The sequence below is a fragment of the Kocuria sp. ICS0012 genome, from assembly GCF_001665945.1.
Classification (GTDB): domain Bacteria; phylum Actinomycetota; class Actinomycetes; order Actinomycetales; family Micrococcaceae; genus Kocuria; species Kocuria marina.
Genome location: NZ_LZMM01000076.1, coordinates 1 through 16830 on the forward strand (window position 1 = coordinate 1; position 16830 = coordinate 16830).

The window sequence follows — 16830 nt, forward strand, 5'->3', positions numbered from 1 at the left end:
TGCAGGAACCGATACCCGAACTCCGGGTCGTCCCGGTGTGCGTCGAACAGCGCGTTCGCGCGGTGCGCCGCGGTCAGGTCGGCAGCGGTCACGGGCGCCTGCAGCCACCGGTAGTACGGCTGGTGGGCGATCTTGAGGACCCGGCAGGTCACCGTGACGGGGATCCCGTCATCGGCCAGCTCGCGGACGAGCGGGTACCTTATTTTCCCGGCAGATTCGCCTAAGACAGATAAGCAGCGGCCCGGCGCAGCACCTCGTTCTCCTGCTCGAGCGACCGGATCCGCTTCTTCGCCTCGCGCAGTTCGGCATTTTCGGCCGCGGTTGTTCCGGGCCCAGCACCGGCCTCGAGATCGGCCTGGCGCATCCAGTTACGTAGGCAGGACTCGGCGATCCCGAAGTCCGAAGCGATCTGCTTGATGGTCTGGCCGGGTTCAAGGTCGCGGGCGACGTTCACGACATCGTCGCGGAACTCCTGGGGGTAAGGGTTTGGGCACGGTGCTCATCCTTCCAGTGACACCTCACAGTGTCACAGATCAGATGTCACCAACCCATGCAGCAGTCCCGTGTGCGGTTACCACGGTGGAGACGGTGGGTGAGGTGGAGCGCATCCGCCCCGCGGCTTGAGCTGCGAGGGCGAAGCTGTGCCCATTGGCCGTGAGGAAGCTGGCCAGCTCTTGGGCGTCCTGAAGCGTGGGCATTGTCCGACTGGTCTGCTTGCCGGTGTTGGCGTCACGCCAGAGCACCGCCCAGGTGGTTGTCCCGTCCTTGCGCACGCGCTCTCGGATGCTCGCGATGAACCTGATCGTAGAAGCCGTGTCAACGAAAAACGGTCGCGCGTCAACATCGGAGAATCTACCCGTCTATGGCAAGCAGGTTTGTGGTGCCCCAGGAGGGAGTCGAACCCCCGACCAAGAGATTAGAAGGCTCCTGCTCTATCCACTGAGCTACTGAGGCGGGTCGCCGAAGCGACGACTCAGTTTAGCAACGCCTCCGAGCCGCTCGCGCACGTGGGTTGCTCCGCCACCCCGTGCGGTCCGGGCTGCACAGATGGCCGACGTCGCCCGGCCGGGCATCGGGCTTTCCACACCTCCTTGAACGGACCGCCGACGCCGCGTCCCGCGCGTCAGGCTGGGCTCACCCCGATGCGGGGTTCACCCCTTACCCGCCGGCCTTCGGGCCGCGGGTGACCGAATGAAGGAGCATCCCATGAGCGAACACGTGACACTGCGCGGATTCGTGGGCAAGGACCCGCAGTCGCACCTCTTCGACGACGGCACGATGGCCGCGCGCTTCCGCCTGGCCACCACGTCCCGCCGTTTCGACGCCGCCACCCAGACGTGGCACGACTCCGGCACCAACTGGTACTCGATCCGGTGCTTCCGCGCCCTGGCCATGCACGTCATGGCGAGCGTGCACTGCGGTCAACCCGTGGTGGTCACCGGCAAGCTCAGCATCAACGAGTGGCAGTCGGATTCCGGCCCGCGCACGATCGTGCAGGTGGATGCGGCGGCCGTGGGTCATGACCTGAGCTTCGGCACGGCCAACTTTGCCCGCTCAGGCGGGCGGAATCCGGGGGCCGGTACGGCAAGTGCCGCGCCGGGTGACGGACAGGGGTCTGACGACACCGGCATGGACGGCGCCGGGGAGGACTCGAACGAGAACGCCGGGACCGCCGGGCACGATCGGTACCGCTCCGCTCGGTCGATGGGACTGTCCGACGAGGGGTTCGTGGATCTCACTTCCGGGGCGGTGATCGCGGTGGGGGAGCAGGACCACACGTTCGACGGCCTGACCCCGGCCGCTCCCGACGCCAGTGCCGCGGTCGGGGACACCCTGAGTGTCACGGAGGGGATGGACGAGGACGCCGAAGACGAGTCCCGTGACAGCGCCGACCGGACGCGTGAAACCTCCGACCTGGAGGGGGCGACCACGGGTGGCTGACTAGTAGGGGGCAGGCGGTGTCGTCGTCGTACCAGGGAGCGATTCCGGAACCGGGACCGCACGGCCGGGGGACCGCGGCGCGGCGACGCCGGGAGGTGAGGGAACGACGTCGCTCCGTGGCTCGCGCGGGTGCGGCGGCGCGGTAGCCTGGAGGGTATGGCGGAATTTATCTACACCATGAACAAAGCCCGCAAGAAAGTGGGCGACAAGGTCATCCTCGATGACGTCACCATGTCGTTCTTCCCCGGCGCCAAGATCGGCGTGGTGGGGCCGAACGGCGCAGGTAAGTCGACGATTCTGAAGATCATGGCGGGGCTGGACCAGCCCTCCAACGGCGAGGCGCGCCTGAGCCCCGGCTACTCCGTGGGCATCCTTTTGCAGGAACCCCCGTTGAACGAGGACAAGACCGTCCTGGGTAACGTGGAGGAGGGCGTCGGCGAGATCAAGGCCAAGCTCGACCGCTTCAACGAGATCTCCGCCGAGATGGCCGAGCCGGACGCCGACTTCGACGCCCTGATGGAAGAGATGGGCAAGCTGCAGGAAGAGATCGACGCCGCCAACGCGTGGGATCTCGACTCCCAGCTCGAGCAGGCCATGGACGCGCTGCGGTGCCCGCCGCCGGACGCGGATGTGAAGGTGCTCTCCGGTGGTGAGCGCCGTCGTGTGGCGCTGTGCAAGTTGCTGCTCGAGAAGCCGGACCTGTTGCTGCTGGACGAACCCACCAACCACCTGGACGCCGAGTCCGTGCTGTGGCTCGAGCAGCACCTGGCCTCCTACCCCGGTGCGGTGCTGGCCGTGACCCACGACCGGTACTTCCTGGACCACGTGGCCGAATGGATTTGCGAGGTGGACCGCGGCCGCCTCTACCCCTACGAGGGCAACTACTCCACGTACCTGGACACCAAGGCCAAGCGCATGGAGATCCAGGGCAAGAAGGACGCCAAGCAGGCCAAGCGCCTTAAGGACGAACTCGAATGGGTCCGTTCCAACGCCAAGGGCCGCCAGACCAAGTCCAAGTCCCGTCTGGCGCGTTACGAGGAGATGGCGGCCGAGGCCGAAAAGACCCGGAAGCTGGACTTCGAGGAGATCCAGATCCCGCCGGGGCCCCGCCTGGGCAACCAGGTCATCGAGGCCAGCAACCTCAAGAAGGGCTTCGGGGACCGCTCCCTGATCGACGGGCTCTCGTTCTCGCTGCCGCGCAACGGCATCGTGGGCGTGATCGGGCCCAACGGTGTGGGTAAGTCCACGCTGTTCAAGACCATCGTGGGCCTCGAACCGCTCGACGGCGGCGAGCTGAAGATCGGCGATTCCGTGCAGATCTCCTACGTGGACCAGAACCGCGAGAACCTGGACCCGGAGAAGACCCTATGGGAGGTCGTCTCGGACGGGCTGGACTACATCAACGTGGGCAAGGTCGAGATGCCCTCGCGCGCGTACGTGTCCGCGTTCGGCTTCAAGGGCCCGGATCAGCAGAAGAAGGCCGGCGTGCTCTCCGGTGGTGAGCGCAACCGCTTGAACCTCGCGCTGACCCTGAAGCAGGGCGGTAACCTGTTGCTGCTGGACGAGCCCACCAACGACCTCGACGTGGAGACCCTCGGTTCCCTGGAGAACGCCCTGCTCGAGTTCCCCGGTTGCGCCGTGGTCGTCTCCCACGACCGGTGGTTCCTGGACCGCGTGGCCACCCACATCCTTGCGTGGGAGGGCACCGAGGAGAACCCGGACACCTGGTACTGGTTCGAGGGCAACTTCGACGCGTACGAGGAGAACAAGGTGGAGCGACTCGGCGCCGACGCTGCCCGCCCCAGGCGCCTCACGCACCGGCGCCTCACGCGCGACTGACATACGCGCCACCGCGGGTCCTGTGCCCGCACTGGCCCGGCGCCCCCGGCCACCGCACACGCGGTGACCGGGGGCGGCGTCGGTTCGGGAGCGGGCCGGACCGCGGTGTCCGTGGACCGCTCTGCCCCGGGTGAAACCCATGAAGCCAGGCTCGTGCGACCGCCCGGTCAGCCCACAAGGATGCGGCGGCTCGCAACGTCAGCCCCCGAATCGACCACCGGTCGTGCTCAGCGGGACTCGGTGAGCCCGCCAACGCGAAGGAACGCCAACTGCCCGGTCTTCCCCGGTAACCGGATGGTCGGGCCGAGCTCGAAACCCGTGGCGATGAGTCGGGCCACGGCTCGGTCGTTGGACACGTCCGGTTCCGCCACGATTCGTCGGGTGCCGCAGCGTGCGAGCTGCGCGATGATGAGGCGCCCGAGTGCCGCGGTGAGTCCCGGGCGGCGGGTGCGCACGGGCGCCAGCAGGACATGCACCCCCAGGTCCCCGGGTTCCACCCGATACGTCGCGCCCACCGGATCAGCGTGGGGTTCGTAGCTCTGGAAGATACCCATGGGGGTACCGTCGAGTTCCAGGAGCCACGCATGATGCGTGGGCGAGGCATCCAGGTACTCGTACACCTCGCGCACCCGCTCGCGGGTCCACCCCGTCATGCCCCAGAAGCGGGCTCGCGGCGCACGGACCCATTCGTGGATCACGGCCGCGTCCCGCCCCGGATCCACGGGCCTCAGCGTCACGCGCGGGCCCGGCGCGGACTGATCGGGTAGCGGTGGCAGTGCGCCCAGGTCGATGGATCCACCGGACGAGCCGGATGAGCTGGCCGAGCCGGCCGGACCGGCCGGACCCATCGCGCCGGACCTCCCCACGGAACCAGCCGGAACCCACGGCAGAGCGTGATCCATCTCCCCGCGCGACCACCGGTGCAGCGGCGGTTCCGTGCACTCGCCCCGGGCCACGGGGTCGGGTGTGATCCACCATGACGCCGCGGGGTCGGCCAGATCCCACAGCACCCGCGCAGCGGGGACACGCACGCACGCGGGTCCCGTGCCCGGTAGTGTCCCCGCCGCGAGCAGGCAGTCCGCGTCCCCGCCCACGGGAACGGGGTCCGCCGCGGTCAGGGCCGGGTCACTGCGCCACGGGGTGTACACATGCAGTGCGCCCCACGGCGGCAGCGCCGTACCCGGGTGCTCGTGGGCGACCCGTTCGAGGGCCGTCCTGGCGCACCAGCGGACGTCCACTCCCAGGTCAAGGCCGTGACGCACGATGTTCTCCACCGCGAGTCCCACTCGTCCGGGCCCGTGCAGGAACGGGTCCCACACGGTCGGCATGCCTGTGGGTCCCGAGAGCACCGATAGCGGGGTGGTCCGCATGAGCTCGTGAACGAATGCGTCCCGCCACACGGCGAACAACGACGCTGTCCAGGACCCCGCCGCCATCGACCCGTCCCAGTCGAGCAGCGCCGCACGGACGGAGTCAGCCGCCTCCGCCGATGCATTCGTCGTTCGGGACTCCCCCTTCCGTTGCGATGCCGCACCGGCCGCCGACGGCTCATTCGCAGGTCTCGACGGCGCCCCCATGGGTCCCGACGCCACGTCCGGCTCAGGCGCCGTCCGCACCGGCCCCGTGGAACCCACCCGCGCCACGGTGGCGACCGGGTCCGACACGGCAGTCGGAGACGCGTCCGCGAACAGCTCCCTCAACAGCGGGGGCCAGTGCGGAGCGGCGGTGTCCAGCTGGGCCGCCAACAGGTCCTCATGACACACGGCACCGTGTTCGGCCACGGCAGCGTCGAGCAGGTGTGTTGCCCGCCGGGCCCGGTGCGGGGGCGCGCACGCGAGCCGCGCGGCCGAAGCGCAGGGGTCCGAGGGGCGCTGATTGGCGCGCACGGTGATCCCGCGCAGCGGTCGGGACGGTTCGGCGGCCCCCAGGAACGACCCCGTGACCGTGTGCCGGCATGAGCCGTCGCGGTCCGCGGCCACCACGTCGTTGCACGGCACGGCCCACCCGGACACCGCCTCCATGACGTCGTCCGCCGTGCGCGCCGAGAGCAGCTCACGACATGCCGAGAACGCCCGCGCAGGGTCCGCCGTGGGCGCGGGGAACACCACGGTGACGGTGGTCGCGGTGCCGGGCACGGCGGCGTCGAGCACTGCTTCCGCCGCGGGAGTGCCCGGCAGCACGAACCCCGCCGCGCACGAGCGGAGCAAACAGACCCGTTCGACGCTGCCGCGCGCCCGCAGCACCACCGAGCGGTGCTCGAGCCGTTCACCCGTGGTCGCGACGTACCACGCGCCGTCACGGTTCTCGACAGCTAGGTCCGCGATGTGTTCCGTCGTGGTCATGGCGGCCGTAATGGCCCACGCGGCGCTTTCGGTGCGCCCGAAGTGCGGGACCCCTGGCAACCCCACGAGCGCGAGACCCCGCACCCGGACGTCCGGCGTGGAGAGGCACACGGGCTGATAGGGCCCCGATTCCTCCACGACGCGGTGCGGGTCCGCCGCGAGCAGCGGTGCGCCGCTCGCGGACAGCTCGCCCGGAACGAGCCACGCATTGGATCCGGCCGCCGCGGGGGATTCGGCATCGAGCACGGGGACCCAGGCGTCGCCGAGTTCGCGCCGCACGCGGCGTCGCCACAGCTGCTCGGGGAGACTCCCCGTGAGCAGGTGCGCATCGAGGTGCACGGCCATCGGGGCCCAGGGGTCCCACGGCCGCACGGTCCGCTCGGTGAGACCGAGCTCGCGCACCTCGGGGGTCCCTGACCAGGTCTCGGCCAGTGCCTCGCTGATCCCGCGCGCGTACGCGGCGAAGAACTCCCGGTCCCGCGCCGACGCCGCGTCCCACCACCGTCTGGCTGTGCCGGGGACGTCCGCGGCCAGGGTGAGGTGATCGCCGTCGAGCCCGTCCGGTCCCACGAGCTCCGCCGAGCGCCCCTCGGCGCGGTGACGCAGCACCTCCACGTGCCAGGCCCTGTCCACACCGGTCACGTAGCCGTGGCCGTGTGCCAGCGCGGTGAGATCGTCCGCCTGCACGTGGGGCACACCGAAGGGATCGCGCCACAACCGCCAGCCGGGGCCGGACCGTTCAGGACCGGCCCGCCCGGCATCAGACTGCTCAGAACCGGTCCGCGCGGGGGCAGAGAGCATGACACTCCGTGACCCGCGAGAGGCACGCCCCGGCTCAGCACCGTCGGTGCGCGCTCCCGCGGATCCGCCGCCGGAACACCGTGCGCTCACGACGCGGGGCCCGCATCAGGGGAGCGGAATGCGGCCAGCGGATTGTTCAACCGACCGGCGTAGGTCAGGGACGCCGACTGGTCGGCCAGATCCACCATGCGCTGCGGGTTGCGCAGTTGCAGCCGGTTCAGGCACGAGTGGGCGAAGGTCTCCCGGAACAGGTCCAGCTCGTGCCAGTGTTCGGGGAAGCGCTCGCGGTGCTCGTCCAGGACCTTGGCCCCGAGCGCCCAGAACTCCTGTTCGGGGAGCACGCCGGAGGTGTGCAGGAGCACCGCGAGGTGCCGCAGGACGCCGTCGACCACGTCCGTGTGGATGGACAGCTCCCGCTGCTCCGGCTCCACCACGGAACGGATGCGTTCGATCCCCTCGGGCAGGGGCCGGTCGCTGAGCACCGCGACTTCCTCCCCGATGTCCTTCCAGAACGCACCGACCGGGAACCCGTCGCGCAGGCGCAGGATCACGTTTTCGCTGTGGGGCATGAGCGCGATGTCCTGGGACAGCAAGAGGTGCGCGACCGGGACCAGGTACACGTCGAGCAGGGCGCGCACCCAGTCCCTCGCGGTGACTCCCGAGCGCTCGATCCACGCTTCCGCGAGGGGCCGCCCGGCGCAGTCCCGGTGCAACACCCCGGCCAGGCTGGCGGCGTGCTCCCCGGGCTCGAGCATCGGCACCGGGGACTCACGCCACAGCGCAGCCAACTGTTTGGTGTGGTCGGAGGCCACACCGCTGCGGTGGTGGGCGTCCCCTGTGTAACCCACCGCGGCGTGCTCGCGCAGCACCCGGATCCCGCGTGAGCGCAGGAACGGATCCTCCCGGGTGATCCCGTGCAGCCAGTCGCTCACGGCGGGCATCGTGCGCATGTAGGCGGGTGAGAGCCCGCGCAGGAACCCCATGCTGTGCACCCCGAGCGCGGTCTTGGCGTAATCCCGCGCCGGGTCGCTCACGTCCAGGAACGTGCGCACGGACTGTTGTGCGCGCCACTCGTGCTCACTGCGGCCCACCAGGATCAGGTGGCGCCGCAGCACGTCCGGGAGCATCCCGGGCAGGATGCGGTGCTCCCACTGCCACGGGTGCACCGGGAGGAACGTGTACTCGTCCGGGTCCTCGCCGGCCTCGGTCACCGCCGCGCGGAAACGGTCGCGCTCACCGGCGGTGAGGTGCCGGTCCTCATGGTCGCGTTCGTTCACGTGCTGCCCCAGGGACACGGTGCACAGACTGCGGCGCGCGGCGAGCCACGTCAACCGGGCGGGGTATGCCGCCTCGGGAGCCCATGACGTCTGTTCGGACGCACCCATGCCCACCCGGCCCGAGCTTGCGACGAATCCGGGGTGTCCCCGGTCCAGGAAACGTTCCACTTCGGCGAGGTCCGCGGTCGCCAGTTCCGCGGCGGTCGGTGCGGGTACGGCACGACGACGCGCCATCGAGTACATGGTTGCGGACAGGTCCTCGAGGTACAGCGGGAGCATCTCGTCGGTGAGTCCCAGGACGTCCTTGAGGTCCAGCACGGCCTGCTGGGCGTCCGGTTCCTCGCCGGCGTCCCCGGGGATGATGCGCCGCACCGAAGCGGGGTCCACCTCCCAGTGCTCGAGCGGGTGCCGGGTGGCCTCGAAGTACCAACTCGGGCGCCCGGCGGCGTCGGCCACGGTCCAACCGTCGCCGTGCGGGGCGGGATGCAGCAACCGTTCGTGACTGAACTCGGAGAACATCTTGGCGAGCACGTCCCGCTGCAGTCGCCGTGCGGCCCGGCGGTCCAGCCGGGGCTCGGGCGTCGGGGCGACGTCCCGCTGTTCATCGGGGATGCGGGTTTCGACGACGGCGCTCATCGGGTCACCTCCGCGCGCTCGGCCACGGAGGCTTCCGTGTCTGCGGTCCGCACGTGGTCCTGCGGTCCGTCCCCGCGGACGACGACGCTCACGGACGCGGTCTTCTCCGCCAGGTGGCACTCGCCCACCTCACGGAACCCGGCCCAGCGGTTGATCGCGCGGATCCGCTCGTTGCGGACGTCGGGTTCCACGAGAACGCGCTGCACCGCGGGGTCCGACCACAGCAGGTTCAGCGCCGCCGCCATCACGGCTCGCGTGGTCCCCGGAACCGGACGGGACGTGGGTGCCACGAACAGGTGCAGACCGGCGTCGCCGTCGCGGACCGGCCACACCGCGGCCAGGGGGCTGCGGGCGGGGTCGTACGTCTCGAGCAGCGCGAGCGGGCGGTCGTGTTCGCTGACGATCCAGGCGTCCTCTGCGTCCGCCGCGGTCATCCTGTGGTACTCCCGGGAAATCGTCTGCTCGTCCGCGCCCACGAGTCCCCACGCGTGCGCACGCGGGGAACTCAACCACGCGTGCAACAGCGCCGCGTCCCCGTCCGGGTCCACCGGCCGCAGCGTGAACGCGCGCCCGAGAGCGCGGGTCTCGAACGTGCCGTCGGGCCCCACGGTGGGGGCGACATGACGCTGGGGGACGTGACCGAAACTCTGGAACGTCGTGTGGTCCTCGGTGATGTACGGTGTGCGGCCCGTGACGTGCGCGAGCACATGCGCGTTGCGCAGTGGTCCCATCCCCAGGTCGGGTGCCGTGAGCGCATGCGTGTGCTCGCCGTGGTTGAGTACGTGCACGGTCCCGTCCGGGCTGGCCCGGTGGTACCGGTCGGGGCTGAGCCGCCCTGAGGCGTCGAGCGAGAGCTGGTCCCGGACCGGTGCGAGCCAGTCCGGGGCCGCGGACCGGTAGCCCGTGGCCGCGACGACGGCATCGGTCACGGTCTCGCGCACGTGGTGGTTTTCCGAATTGTGCCAGCGCAGGACGGTGCGCCCGGCCTCGTGCCACGCGTCCACGAGTTCGGTGGCCGCGACGAGGCGCACGGGCGGGGCGTCCGGGTCGTTGCGGCGCACGTACAGGGCCTCGTGGATCGCGTCGATCGTCGCGTCCGAGATGCCGCGGTGCAACTGGGGTTGGGACGCGTTGAGCCGGTCCCGCTCGGCCTCCGGGAGGGACCGGAAGTGGTCGAGGTAGTCGGGCGACGTCAGTTCGAGGCTGAGCTTGGAGTACTCCATGGGGTAGAACCGTGGTGAACGGGTGAACCAGTCCACGGCCGGCCCGCCCGGGGTGTGCAGCAGGTCCAGGAACACCTCCGCGGCCGACTGCCCCGAGCCGATCACGGTCACGTGCTCCTCACTCACCAGGGTCTCCCGGCGGGACAGGTACTCACTTGCGTGCACCGTGGTGTCCGGGACGCCGGACAGTTCGCCCGGCGTGCGGGGGACCGTCCCCGTGCCCACGACCAGGTGGCGCGCCCACCACGAGTGCTCGACGCCGCGGGCCCGGGCCGTGACGTGCCACGGACCCTCACCCGTCGGGCGGGTGACCTGGGTGACCCGGTGTCCCCAGTACACCCCGCGGACTCGCTGCGCGGCCCACCGGCAGTAGGCGTTGTAGTCCCGCCGCAGCGGGAAGAAGGACTCACGGACGTAGAACGGGTACAGCTCGCCGGTCTCCTTGAGCCACTGCAGGAACGAGAACCGCGAGGTGGGATCCGCCATGGTCACGAGGTCCGCGAGGAACGGGACCTGCAGCGTGGCGTCGTCGAACAGCAACCCGGGATGCCAGTTGAAGCCGGGGGCCGCGTCCAGGAAGGCGGCGCGGACGTCCGGCAGAGGGTCGGTGAGGCATGCGAGTCCGAGTCCGAACGGGCCCACCCCCACGCACAGCAGGTCCAGGGGGTCGTCCGGGGTGCCACGCTGAACGGTGCCCGGGGCGTCAGTGGGGGTCGACGCGGCGTCCGACGGCGTCGATCCCTGGTCCGCGGGCCTGGAGTCGTCGTGTGCCGGTTCGGTTCCGTGCCGACGGTCGGGGTGGGATGCGGTCGTGCGGGGGGTCATGCGCGGGCCTTTCCGGTGCGATCGTGGGCGGTGAGGGACAGGGCGGTCTCGTGGATGAGGTCCAGGACCTCCCGGACGTCGTCGAGGGTCGTCTGCGGGTTGAGCAGGGTGAATTTCAGGCAGGGACGCCCGGCCACCTCGGTCTCCGCCACGGTGGCGCGGCCGGTGTCCCACACCGCGCGGCGGATCGGGCGCACCCAGCGGTCCGCGGTCTCATCGACCGCGTCCGGGCCGTTCCCCGTGGTGGAGGAGGCGTGTGCGGCGGAAGAGGCGTGCGCGGCAAGCGGGGCCCCCGCGGCGTCGTCGTTCCCCGCATCCGGAGGCGTCCAGCGGAACAGCACGGTGCTCAGGGACGGGTCGCACACGAGCTCGAAGCGCGGGTCCGAGCGCAGCTCGTGGGCCACACGCGCCGCGAGGTCGATGACGGCGTCGAACATCGCGCCGATCGCGTCCGGGCCCATCGTGCGCAGCGTGACCCACAGCTTGAGCGCCTCGAAGCGGCGCGTGGTCTGCAGGGAGCGGTCCACCTGATTGGGTTCGGGGGTGTCCGCCGGGTTGAGGTACGCGGCGTGATGCGCGCAGTGGCGCAGCGTGTGGCCGTCCCGCACGATCACGGCGGAGCACCCGATGGGCTGGAACCACGCCTTGTGGAAGTCCACGGTTACGGAGTCAGCGCGGTCGATCCCGGCGAGCCGGTCGCGGCGCGTGGGGGAGACCAGCAGCGCGCCGCCGTAGGCCGCGTCCACGTGGAACCAGACCCCGTGCTGCGCACACACCTGCGCGACGTCCTCGAGCGGGTCGATCGCGCCGCGGTCCGTGGTGCCCGCGGTGGCCACCACGGCCATGGGGGTCAGCGACTGGGTCGCGAGGTCCGCCAGCACTCGACGCAGCGTCGGCACGGACAGTGCCCCCGCGGCGTCGACCGGGACCGGGACCACGCAGTCGTCGTCGAGTCCCAGGATCCGGGCGGCCGTGCTGACCGAGAAGTGGCTCTCCGCGCTCGCGAGGATGCGCAACGACGCCGCTCGCACCGGCCGCGGGGCCGCGTGCGGGGTGCGCGCGGAGCGTTCGAGGCATTCGTCGCGGGCGAGCATGAGCGCCTGCAGGTTGGAGGTCGTCCCGCCCGGGGTGAACATGCCGTCCGCGGCGGCGGGGAAGCCGATGCGCCGCGCCGTCCACGTCAGCAGCGAACGTTCCATCACGGTCGCCGCCTTGGACTGGTCCCACGTGTCCATCGAGACGTTGACGGTGGCGGCCAGGGTCTCCGCGGCGACCGCGGGCACCGCCACCGGGCAATTGAGGTGCGCGAGCGTCCGGGGGTGATGGAACCACACCGCGTGGCGCAACCACGTACGGTCGAGTTCGTCCACCGCGGCGCCGAAGTCGTGCAGCGGGGTGTCCAGGTCGATCCGCGACAGTGCCCGGTCGATCTCGTCGTGGCTCGCGGGTTCGTGGGGTTGTCGCGCGCCGGCCAGGCGCGCCGCACCGGCGGCCGCGGCTGCGGTGACATCGCGCATGAGGTCCGTGACGGTGTCCGCGTGGAGCAGGGATGAACTCATGGAACGGTTCGGCTTTCGTTCGGGGGCACTCGGATGCAATAAGCTACACGGTGGTAACTAATTACTGATAGGTTAGGCTAACCTAAGATTCAGCAATTGTGTACCGCCCGATCCACCCCGGAAAACGCAGAACTGCCTCGCGACCTGCCGGTTCTTTCCGGGCTGGTGTCCCGTGACCCGCCCGCCGAACGAGGAGAACGCCCGTGCCCCACTGGGAACGTCTGGCCGTCCGAGCCCTCGGGGCTTCCGAGACCGTGCTCACGGTGGTGAGTCGCCGCGACGTCGGCCCCACCTACACGCGCATCACCGTGCGCCACGAGGGGTTCCTCGCGCGCCACACGCCGTTCCCGACCATGTGGTTGCGGTTGTGGTTCACGTCCCGCGGCAAGGACCACCAGCGGGCGTTCACGGTGGTCGACCCACGCCCGGACGAGGGCGTCTTCGACATGGAGTTCGCCCTGCACAACGGCGCCTCCTCCGACTGGGCTCGCACGTGCGCACCCGGCGACACCATCCGGGCGTCGCTGCTCGGCAGCACCCCGCCCTGGCCGCCGCGCAGGACACCGCGCCGCGGTCACGGGTCCGAACCCGCTCCGGGGCTCGATGCCGATTTCCCGGGACGCACGGTGCTCGTGGGCGACCCCGCGAGCTTGCCCGCCCTGAACTCCATGCTCCCGCTGTTGGGAACCCACGACGTCGAGGTGTGGTTCGAGTACCGCGACCCGCGCGACGCCGACCTGCCCCTGGCCGCAGCGAAGCGCCACCAGGTGCACACGGTGCACCACATCGGCGCGGGGGAGGACGTGGCCGCGGCCGTGCTCGCGCACTGGGAGACGCATCCGCCCGCACCGGGGGACCGGTACTGGATCGCTGTGGAGGCGCAGCAGAACCGCCTGCTGACCTCGGCCCTGCGCACCCGCTACGGCGTGCCCCGCACACACATCGACGCCACCGCCTACTGGAGGAACGTATGAGCACCATGACCCTGTCCGCGCCCGCGGGGATCGGCACGAACCGTGGGTTCTGGGGGCTGCTGTGGGCGCTATACACCACGCAGTTCATCGGGGCGGCGTTCCTGTCCACCGGCCTGGTGGGCATCCTGCGCGACGGCGGCACGGACCTGGGGACCCTGGGCGCCCTGCAGCTGCTCGCCCTCGTGTGGCCCGTGAAGTTCCTGTGGGCACCCCTGATCGATCGGTGGGCGCCGGGCCGGGCGCGCGGGCACTACAGGTCGTGGTTGCTCGTGCTGCAACCCCTCATGGTGCTCGCCCTGCTGGCCATGGCGGTGTTCGCCGACCCTCAGGACAGTCTGAGGGTCCTCGTGATCCTGGCCGCGGCGTTCGTGCTCTTCTCCGCGACGCAGGACATCGCGGCGGACGCGCTGTCCGTGAGGGGTCTCGATCGCTCCCAGCACGATCTCGGTGCGGGGGTCCAGGTGGGGGCGAGCTACATCGGGACCGTGATCGGCGGCGGATTGGCCTTGCTGATCTACGACGCATGGGGATGGCGGGCCGCGGTGATCGCGCTCGCACTGTGCACCGCGGCCGCGATGGTCCCCGTGCTGCGGCACCGGGAACCGGAGCGCGCGGCGTCGAATGCGCAACCCCGCGGGCTCTCCGGGATGTTCGGCATGCTGGCCGTACCGGGGGCCAAGGCCTGGGCGCTCGGTGGTGTCCCCCTGGTGACGTTCGGCTCCGCAGCCGTGTGGTCCCTCGTGACCCCGGCACTCGTGGACGCGGGGTGGTCGCTGGCCTTCATCGGCGCGGTCACCTCCATGATCGCGGCGGCGCCCGCCCTGGCCGCGGCACTCCTGGGCGGCCGGTTGTGCCGACGGCGCGGGCGCGGCGTCACGCTGTTGCTCGGCGCCGGGATCCAATTGCTCGGTGGGGTGTGTCTGGCACCCGTCGTGTGGCCCGGTGCGGGCGTGGACCAGTGGCTGCAGGTGCCGCTGGGCGTGGTGGGAGCGTGCGGCGTGCTCGCGGGCTACACCGTGATGAACACGGGCATCTACGCGGTGAACCTGGACCTTGCGCGTCCCGGGTGCGCCGGCGCCGACTTCACGCTCCTGAGCTCCATCGGCATGCTCGGCGGGAGCGTCGGTGCGTGGGCGGCCCTGTTCCTGGCCGGCATGGCCGGCTACGGCGCGTCACTCGTGTTCGGACTCGCGGTGTCCGTGGCGGGCGTGATCGTGTGCCGGTCGCACCCGCTACTCGCACGCCGCGCGTGAGGGCCCCGCTCAGTGGAACTCGGGCAGGCGCATCATGCCCTCCTGCACCGTGGTGGCGATCATCGTGCCGTCCCGCGTGAACATCTTGCCGATGGCCAGACCCCGGGACGAGGATGCGCTGGGGGAGGTCTGGGTGTAGAGGATCCACTCGTCCGCGCGAGCGTAGCGGTGCCACCACATCGCGTGGTCCAGGGACGCCACGTTCATCCCCGGTTCCACCCAGGACTTGCCGTGGCGGCGCAGGATGGGCTCCATCATCGTGTAGTCGGAGACGTAGGCCAGGGCCGCCCGGTGGATGTTCGGGTCGTCCGGCAAGGGGGCCAGCGCCTTGATCCACACCGCGTTGTACGCATCCTGCGCACCCTTCCACGGCAGGAACAACGGCTCGGTCACGTAGCGCATGTCGAAGGGCCGCTCGAACGCGGTCGCGCGGGCCTCGGGGATGTCCAGTGCCCCGAGCGTCTCGCGCAGTGCGGGCAGCGACTCCGGATCGGGCACGTTCTCGGGCATGGGCTCCTGGTGCTCCAACCCCTCGGCGGGATCCTGGAAGGACGCGATCACGGACAGGATGGTCTTCCCGTGCTGGTAGGCGTGGATCCGCCGGGCGGAGAACGAGCGACCGTCGCGGACCCGTTCCACCCCGAACGTGATGGGGACCTCGATGTCACCGCCACGCAGGAAGTAGGCGTGCAGGGAGTGGATGTGCCGGTCCGGCTTGACGGTGCGCATGGCCGCCATGGCCGCTTGTGCCAGGACCTGCCCCCCGTACACCCGCGCTCGTGGAGAGGTGATGGTGTTGCCCACGAAAATGTCTTCCGTGGTGCGGGCCCCCCCTCCGTCCGCGAGTTGGAGCATCTGGATGAGGGCTTCCACGGGGTCCTGCAACGGGTCGACTGTCATGGCACCACTCTAAACCGGGCATCGGGTGTGATCTGATAGAGCCATGACTTCCCTCAACGTTCCCGTCCAGATGCGGTTCTTCGACCAGGACCAGTACGGCCACATCAACAACGTGACCATGCTGCGCTACTTCGAGGACGCCCGTGTGCGGCTCACGGCGTCCCCCATCAAGGCGGACGCCCAGCACGGCATCCCCGAGGACACGACCTTCCGCGAATCGGTGGGCAAGAACCGCACCGTGGTGGTGCACCAGAGCGTGGACTACAAGGAGCAGCTGTTCTTCCGCCAGGAGCCGGTGTACGTGCGCACGTGGATCTCGCGTGTGGGCGGTTCGTCGTTCACGATCTCCTACAGCCTGCAGGAGGAGGACGGTTCGCACGTCTACGCCGAGGGCGAGTCGGTCATCGTGGTCATGGACCCGGACACGGGGAAGAGCATGAAGCTCACGGATGACCAGAAAGCACTGCTGGCCACGCTCGAGGACGAGGTCAAGGAGCCGGACGAGCGATGAGCGACCCTGGTGATACCCGCACGGACGGCTTCCTGCTGCAGGACCGGCAGGACGCCGCCGATCTGGCCACGTACCTGAGCCGCGCCCGCTCGGTGGATCCGCAGGCGGCCGTCCGGTTGCAGGGCTTGGACCGGGTGCTCGCGGCGTGGGTGTCGGTCATCCACCCGGCCGGACTCCTGGACACCGCACCCGTGGTGCTGGGGCTGCGCACGATGTCACTGGCGCAGTCGTGCGAGCTGGACGTCACCGTGGCCGTGGCCACCATCACGGACCGGCTCGCGCGCGAGACGGGCGCTCGCGGGTCCGACGACGACGCCCCGGTGTGGATCAGTGCCCCGCCGCAAGAGGTCTCGGCCTCCTGGGCGGGGATCGTGGCCCCCCGCACGGGGTGGCGCTCCCTGGGGTCCGTGCCCGCCCACCGCGTTCGCGACGTGGCGCACCGCGGTATCCGGACCGTGTCCGATTCCGTGCCCACCAACTCCGGCGCCGCCGTGGTCCAGAAGGTCCGCGCGCGGGTGTGGGGTGCCGGGTCCGGTTGGGGTCCCCTGGAGGGCCCGGAGATCCCCGACGGCGCCGCGTTCGCCCTGGACGTCCTGGGGTTCATCCCGGCGTCCGAATCGGACGTGCACGTCGCGGCCGAGGCCTCGGGCCAGTGGGTGCGCCTGAGCACGGGCGCGGGTCACGTGCTCGTCAAGGTCTCCCGCTGAGACCCGGCCCCGCCCGGTAAGGCAGTGCCGGGACCGGGCCCC

General features: G+C 70.5%; 12 protein-coding genes, 1 tRNA gene and 1 pseudogene. 6 read left to right on the forward strand and 8 right to left on the reverse strand.

What is annotated here, in order from left to right; all coding sequences use genetic code 11:
* Window positions 1-220: 220 nt before the first annotated feature.
* The 3 genes and pseudogenes from A5728_RS11795 to A5728_RS11800 form a co-directional block, all read right to left on the reverse strand.
* A pseudogene (locus tag A5728_RS11795) lies at window positions 221-469 on the reverse strand (transposase); the annotation flags it as partial.
* A gap of 64 nt (window positions 470-533) precedes the next feature.
* A complete protein-coding gene (locus A5728_RS14300; RefSeq protein ID WP_156523459.1) occupies window positions 534-698 on the reverse strand; it encodes a hypothetical protein in 165 nt (54 codons plus the stop codon).
* A 180-nt stretch (window positions 699-878) separates the two neighbouring features.
* Window positions 879-954: transfer RNA gene (locus tag A5728_RS11800), tRNA-Arg, on the reverse strand.
* Between the two features lie 252 nt (window positions 955-1206).
* Here A5728_RS11800 and A5728_RS11805 point away from each other — a divergent pair.
* Both A5728_RS11805 and ettA read left to right on the forward strand, forming a co-directional pair.
* Window positions 1207-1941, forward strand: a complete 735-nt coding sequence (locus A5728_RS11805; protein WP_064847261.1) for a single-stranded DNA-binding protein — start codon at window positions 1207-1209, stop codon at window positions 1939-1941.
* 156 nt (window positions 1942-2097) lie between these two features.
* Window positions 2098-3780, forward strand: a complete 1683-nt coding sequence (gene ettA, locus A5728_RS11810) for an energy-dependent translational throttle protein EttA (protein WP_064847262.1) — start codon at window positions 2098-2100, stop codon at window positions 3778-3780.
* A 227-nt stretch (window positions 3781-4007) separates the two neighbouring features.
* Here ettA and A5728_RS11815 read toward each other — a convergent pair whose 3' ends face one another.
* The 4 genes from A5728_RS11815 to A5728_RS11830 form a co-directional block, all read right to left on the reverse strand.
* The gene (locus tag A5728_RS11815; protein WP_082943449.1) at window positions 4008-6923 is read right to left on the reverse strand and encodes a GNAT family N-acetyltransferase; all 2916 of its coding nucleotides are present in this window, start codon (window positions 6921-6923) and stop codon (window positions 4008-4010) included.
* Between the two features lie 86 nt (window positions 6924-7009).
* Window positions 7010-8836 (reverse strand): IucA/IucC family siderophore biosynthesis protein, encoded by a 1827-nt coding sequence (locus A5728_RS11820; protein WP_064847263.1) that lies wholly within the window; start codon window positions 8834-8836, stop codon window positions 7010-7012.
* The gene (locus A5728_RS11825; protein WP_082943450.1) at window positions 8833-10884 is read right to left on the reverse strand and encodes a GNAT family N-acetyltransferase; all 2052 of its coding nucleotides are present in this window, start codon (window positions 10882-10884) and stop codon (window positions 8833-8835) included. Before A5728_RS11825 ends, A5728_RS11820 begins: the two co-directional genes overlap by 4 nt.
* A complete protein-coding gene (locus A5728_RS11830) occupies window positions 10881-12443 on the reverse strand; it encodes a pyridoxal-dependent decarboxylase (protein ID WP_064847264.1) in 1563 nt (520 codons plus the stop codon). Before A5728_RS11830 ends, A5728_RS11825 begins: the two co-directional genes overlap by 4 nt.
* A 203-nt stretch (window positions 12444-12646) precedes the next feature.
* Here A5728_RS11830 and A5728_RS11835 point away from each other — a divergent pair, with 203 nt between their 5' ends.
* On the forward strand, window positions 12647-13417 hold the full coding sequence (locus A5728_RS11835; protein WP_064847265.1) for a siderophore-interacting protein: 771 nt from the start codon (window positions 12647-12649) through the stop codon (window positions 13415-13417).
* Window positions 13414-14670 carry an MFS transporter gene (locus A5728_RS11840; RefSeq protein ID WP_064847266.1) on the forward strand — a complete coding sequence of 419 codons (1257 nt, stop codon included), beginning with the start codon at window positions 13414-13416 and terminating at the stop codon, window positions 14668-14670. Before A5728_RS11835 ends, A5728_RS11840 begins: the two co-directional genes overlap by 4 nt.
* A 9-nt stretch (window positions 14671-14679) precedes the next feature.
* Here A5728_RS11840 and A5728_RS11845 read toward each other — a convergent pair whose 3' ends face one another.
* Window positions 14680-15570 carry an acyl-CoA thioesterase II gene (locus A5728_RS11845; protein WP_064847267.1) on the reverse strand — a complete coding sequence of 297 codons (891 nt, stop codon included), beginning with the start codon at window positions 15568-15570 and terminating at the stop codon, window positions 14680-14682.
* Between the two features lie 43 nt (window positions 15571-15613).
* Here A5728_RS11845 and A5728_RS11850 point away from each other — a divergent pair, with 43 nt between their 5' ends.
* Together A5728_RS11850 and A5728_RS11855 are read left to right on the forward strand one after the other, a co-directional pair.
* Window positions 15614-16081, forward strand: coding sequence for a thioesterase family protein (locus A5728_RS11850; protein WP_064847268.1), 468 nt, complete (start codon window positions 15614-15616; stop codon window positions 16079-16081).
* Window positions 16078-16788 carry a hypothetical protein gene (locus A5728_RS11855; protein ID WP_064847269.1) on the forward strand — a complete coding sequence of 237 codons (711 nt, stop codon included), beginning with the start codon at window positions 16078-16080 and terminating at the stop codon, window positions 16786-16788. The genes A5728_RS11850 and A5728_RS11855 overlap by 4 nt, the downstream gene beginning before the upstream one ends.
* Window positions 16789-16830 lie beyond the last annotated feature (42 nt).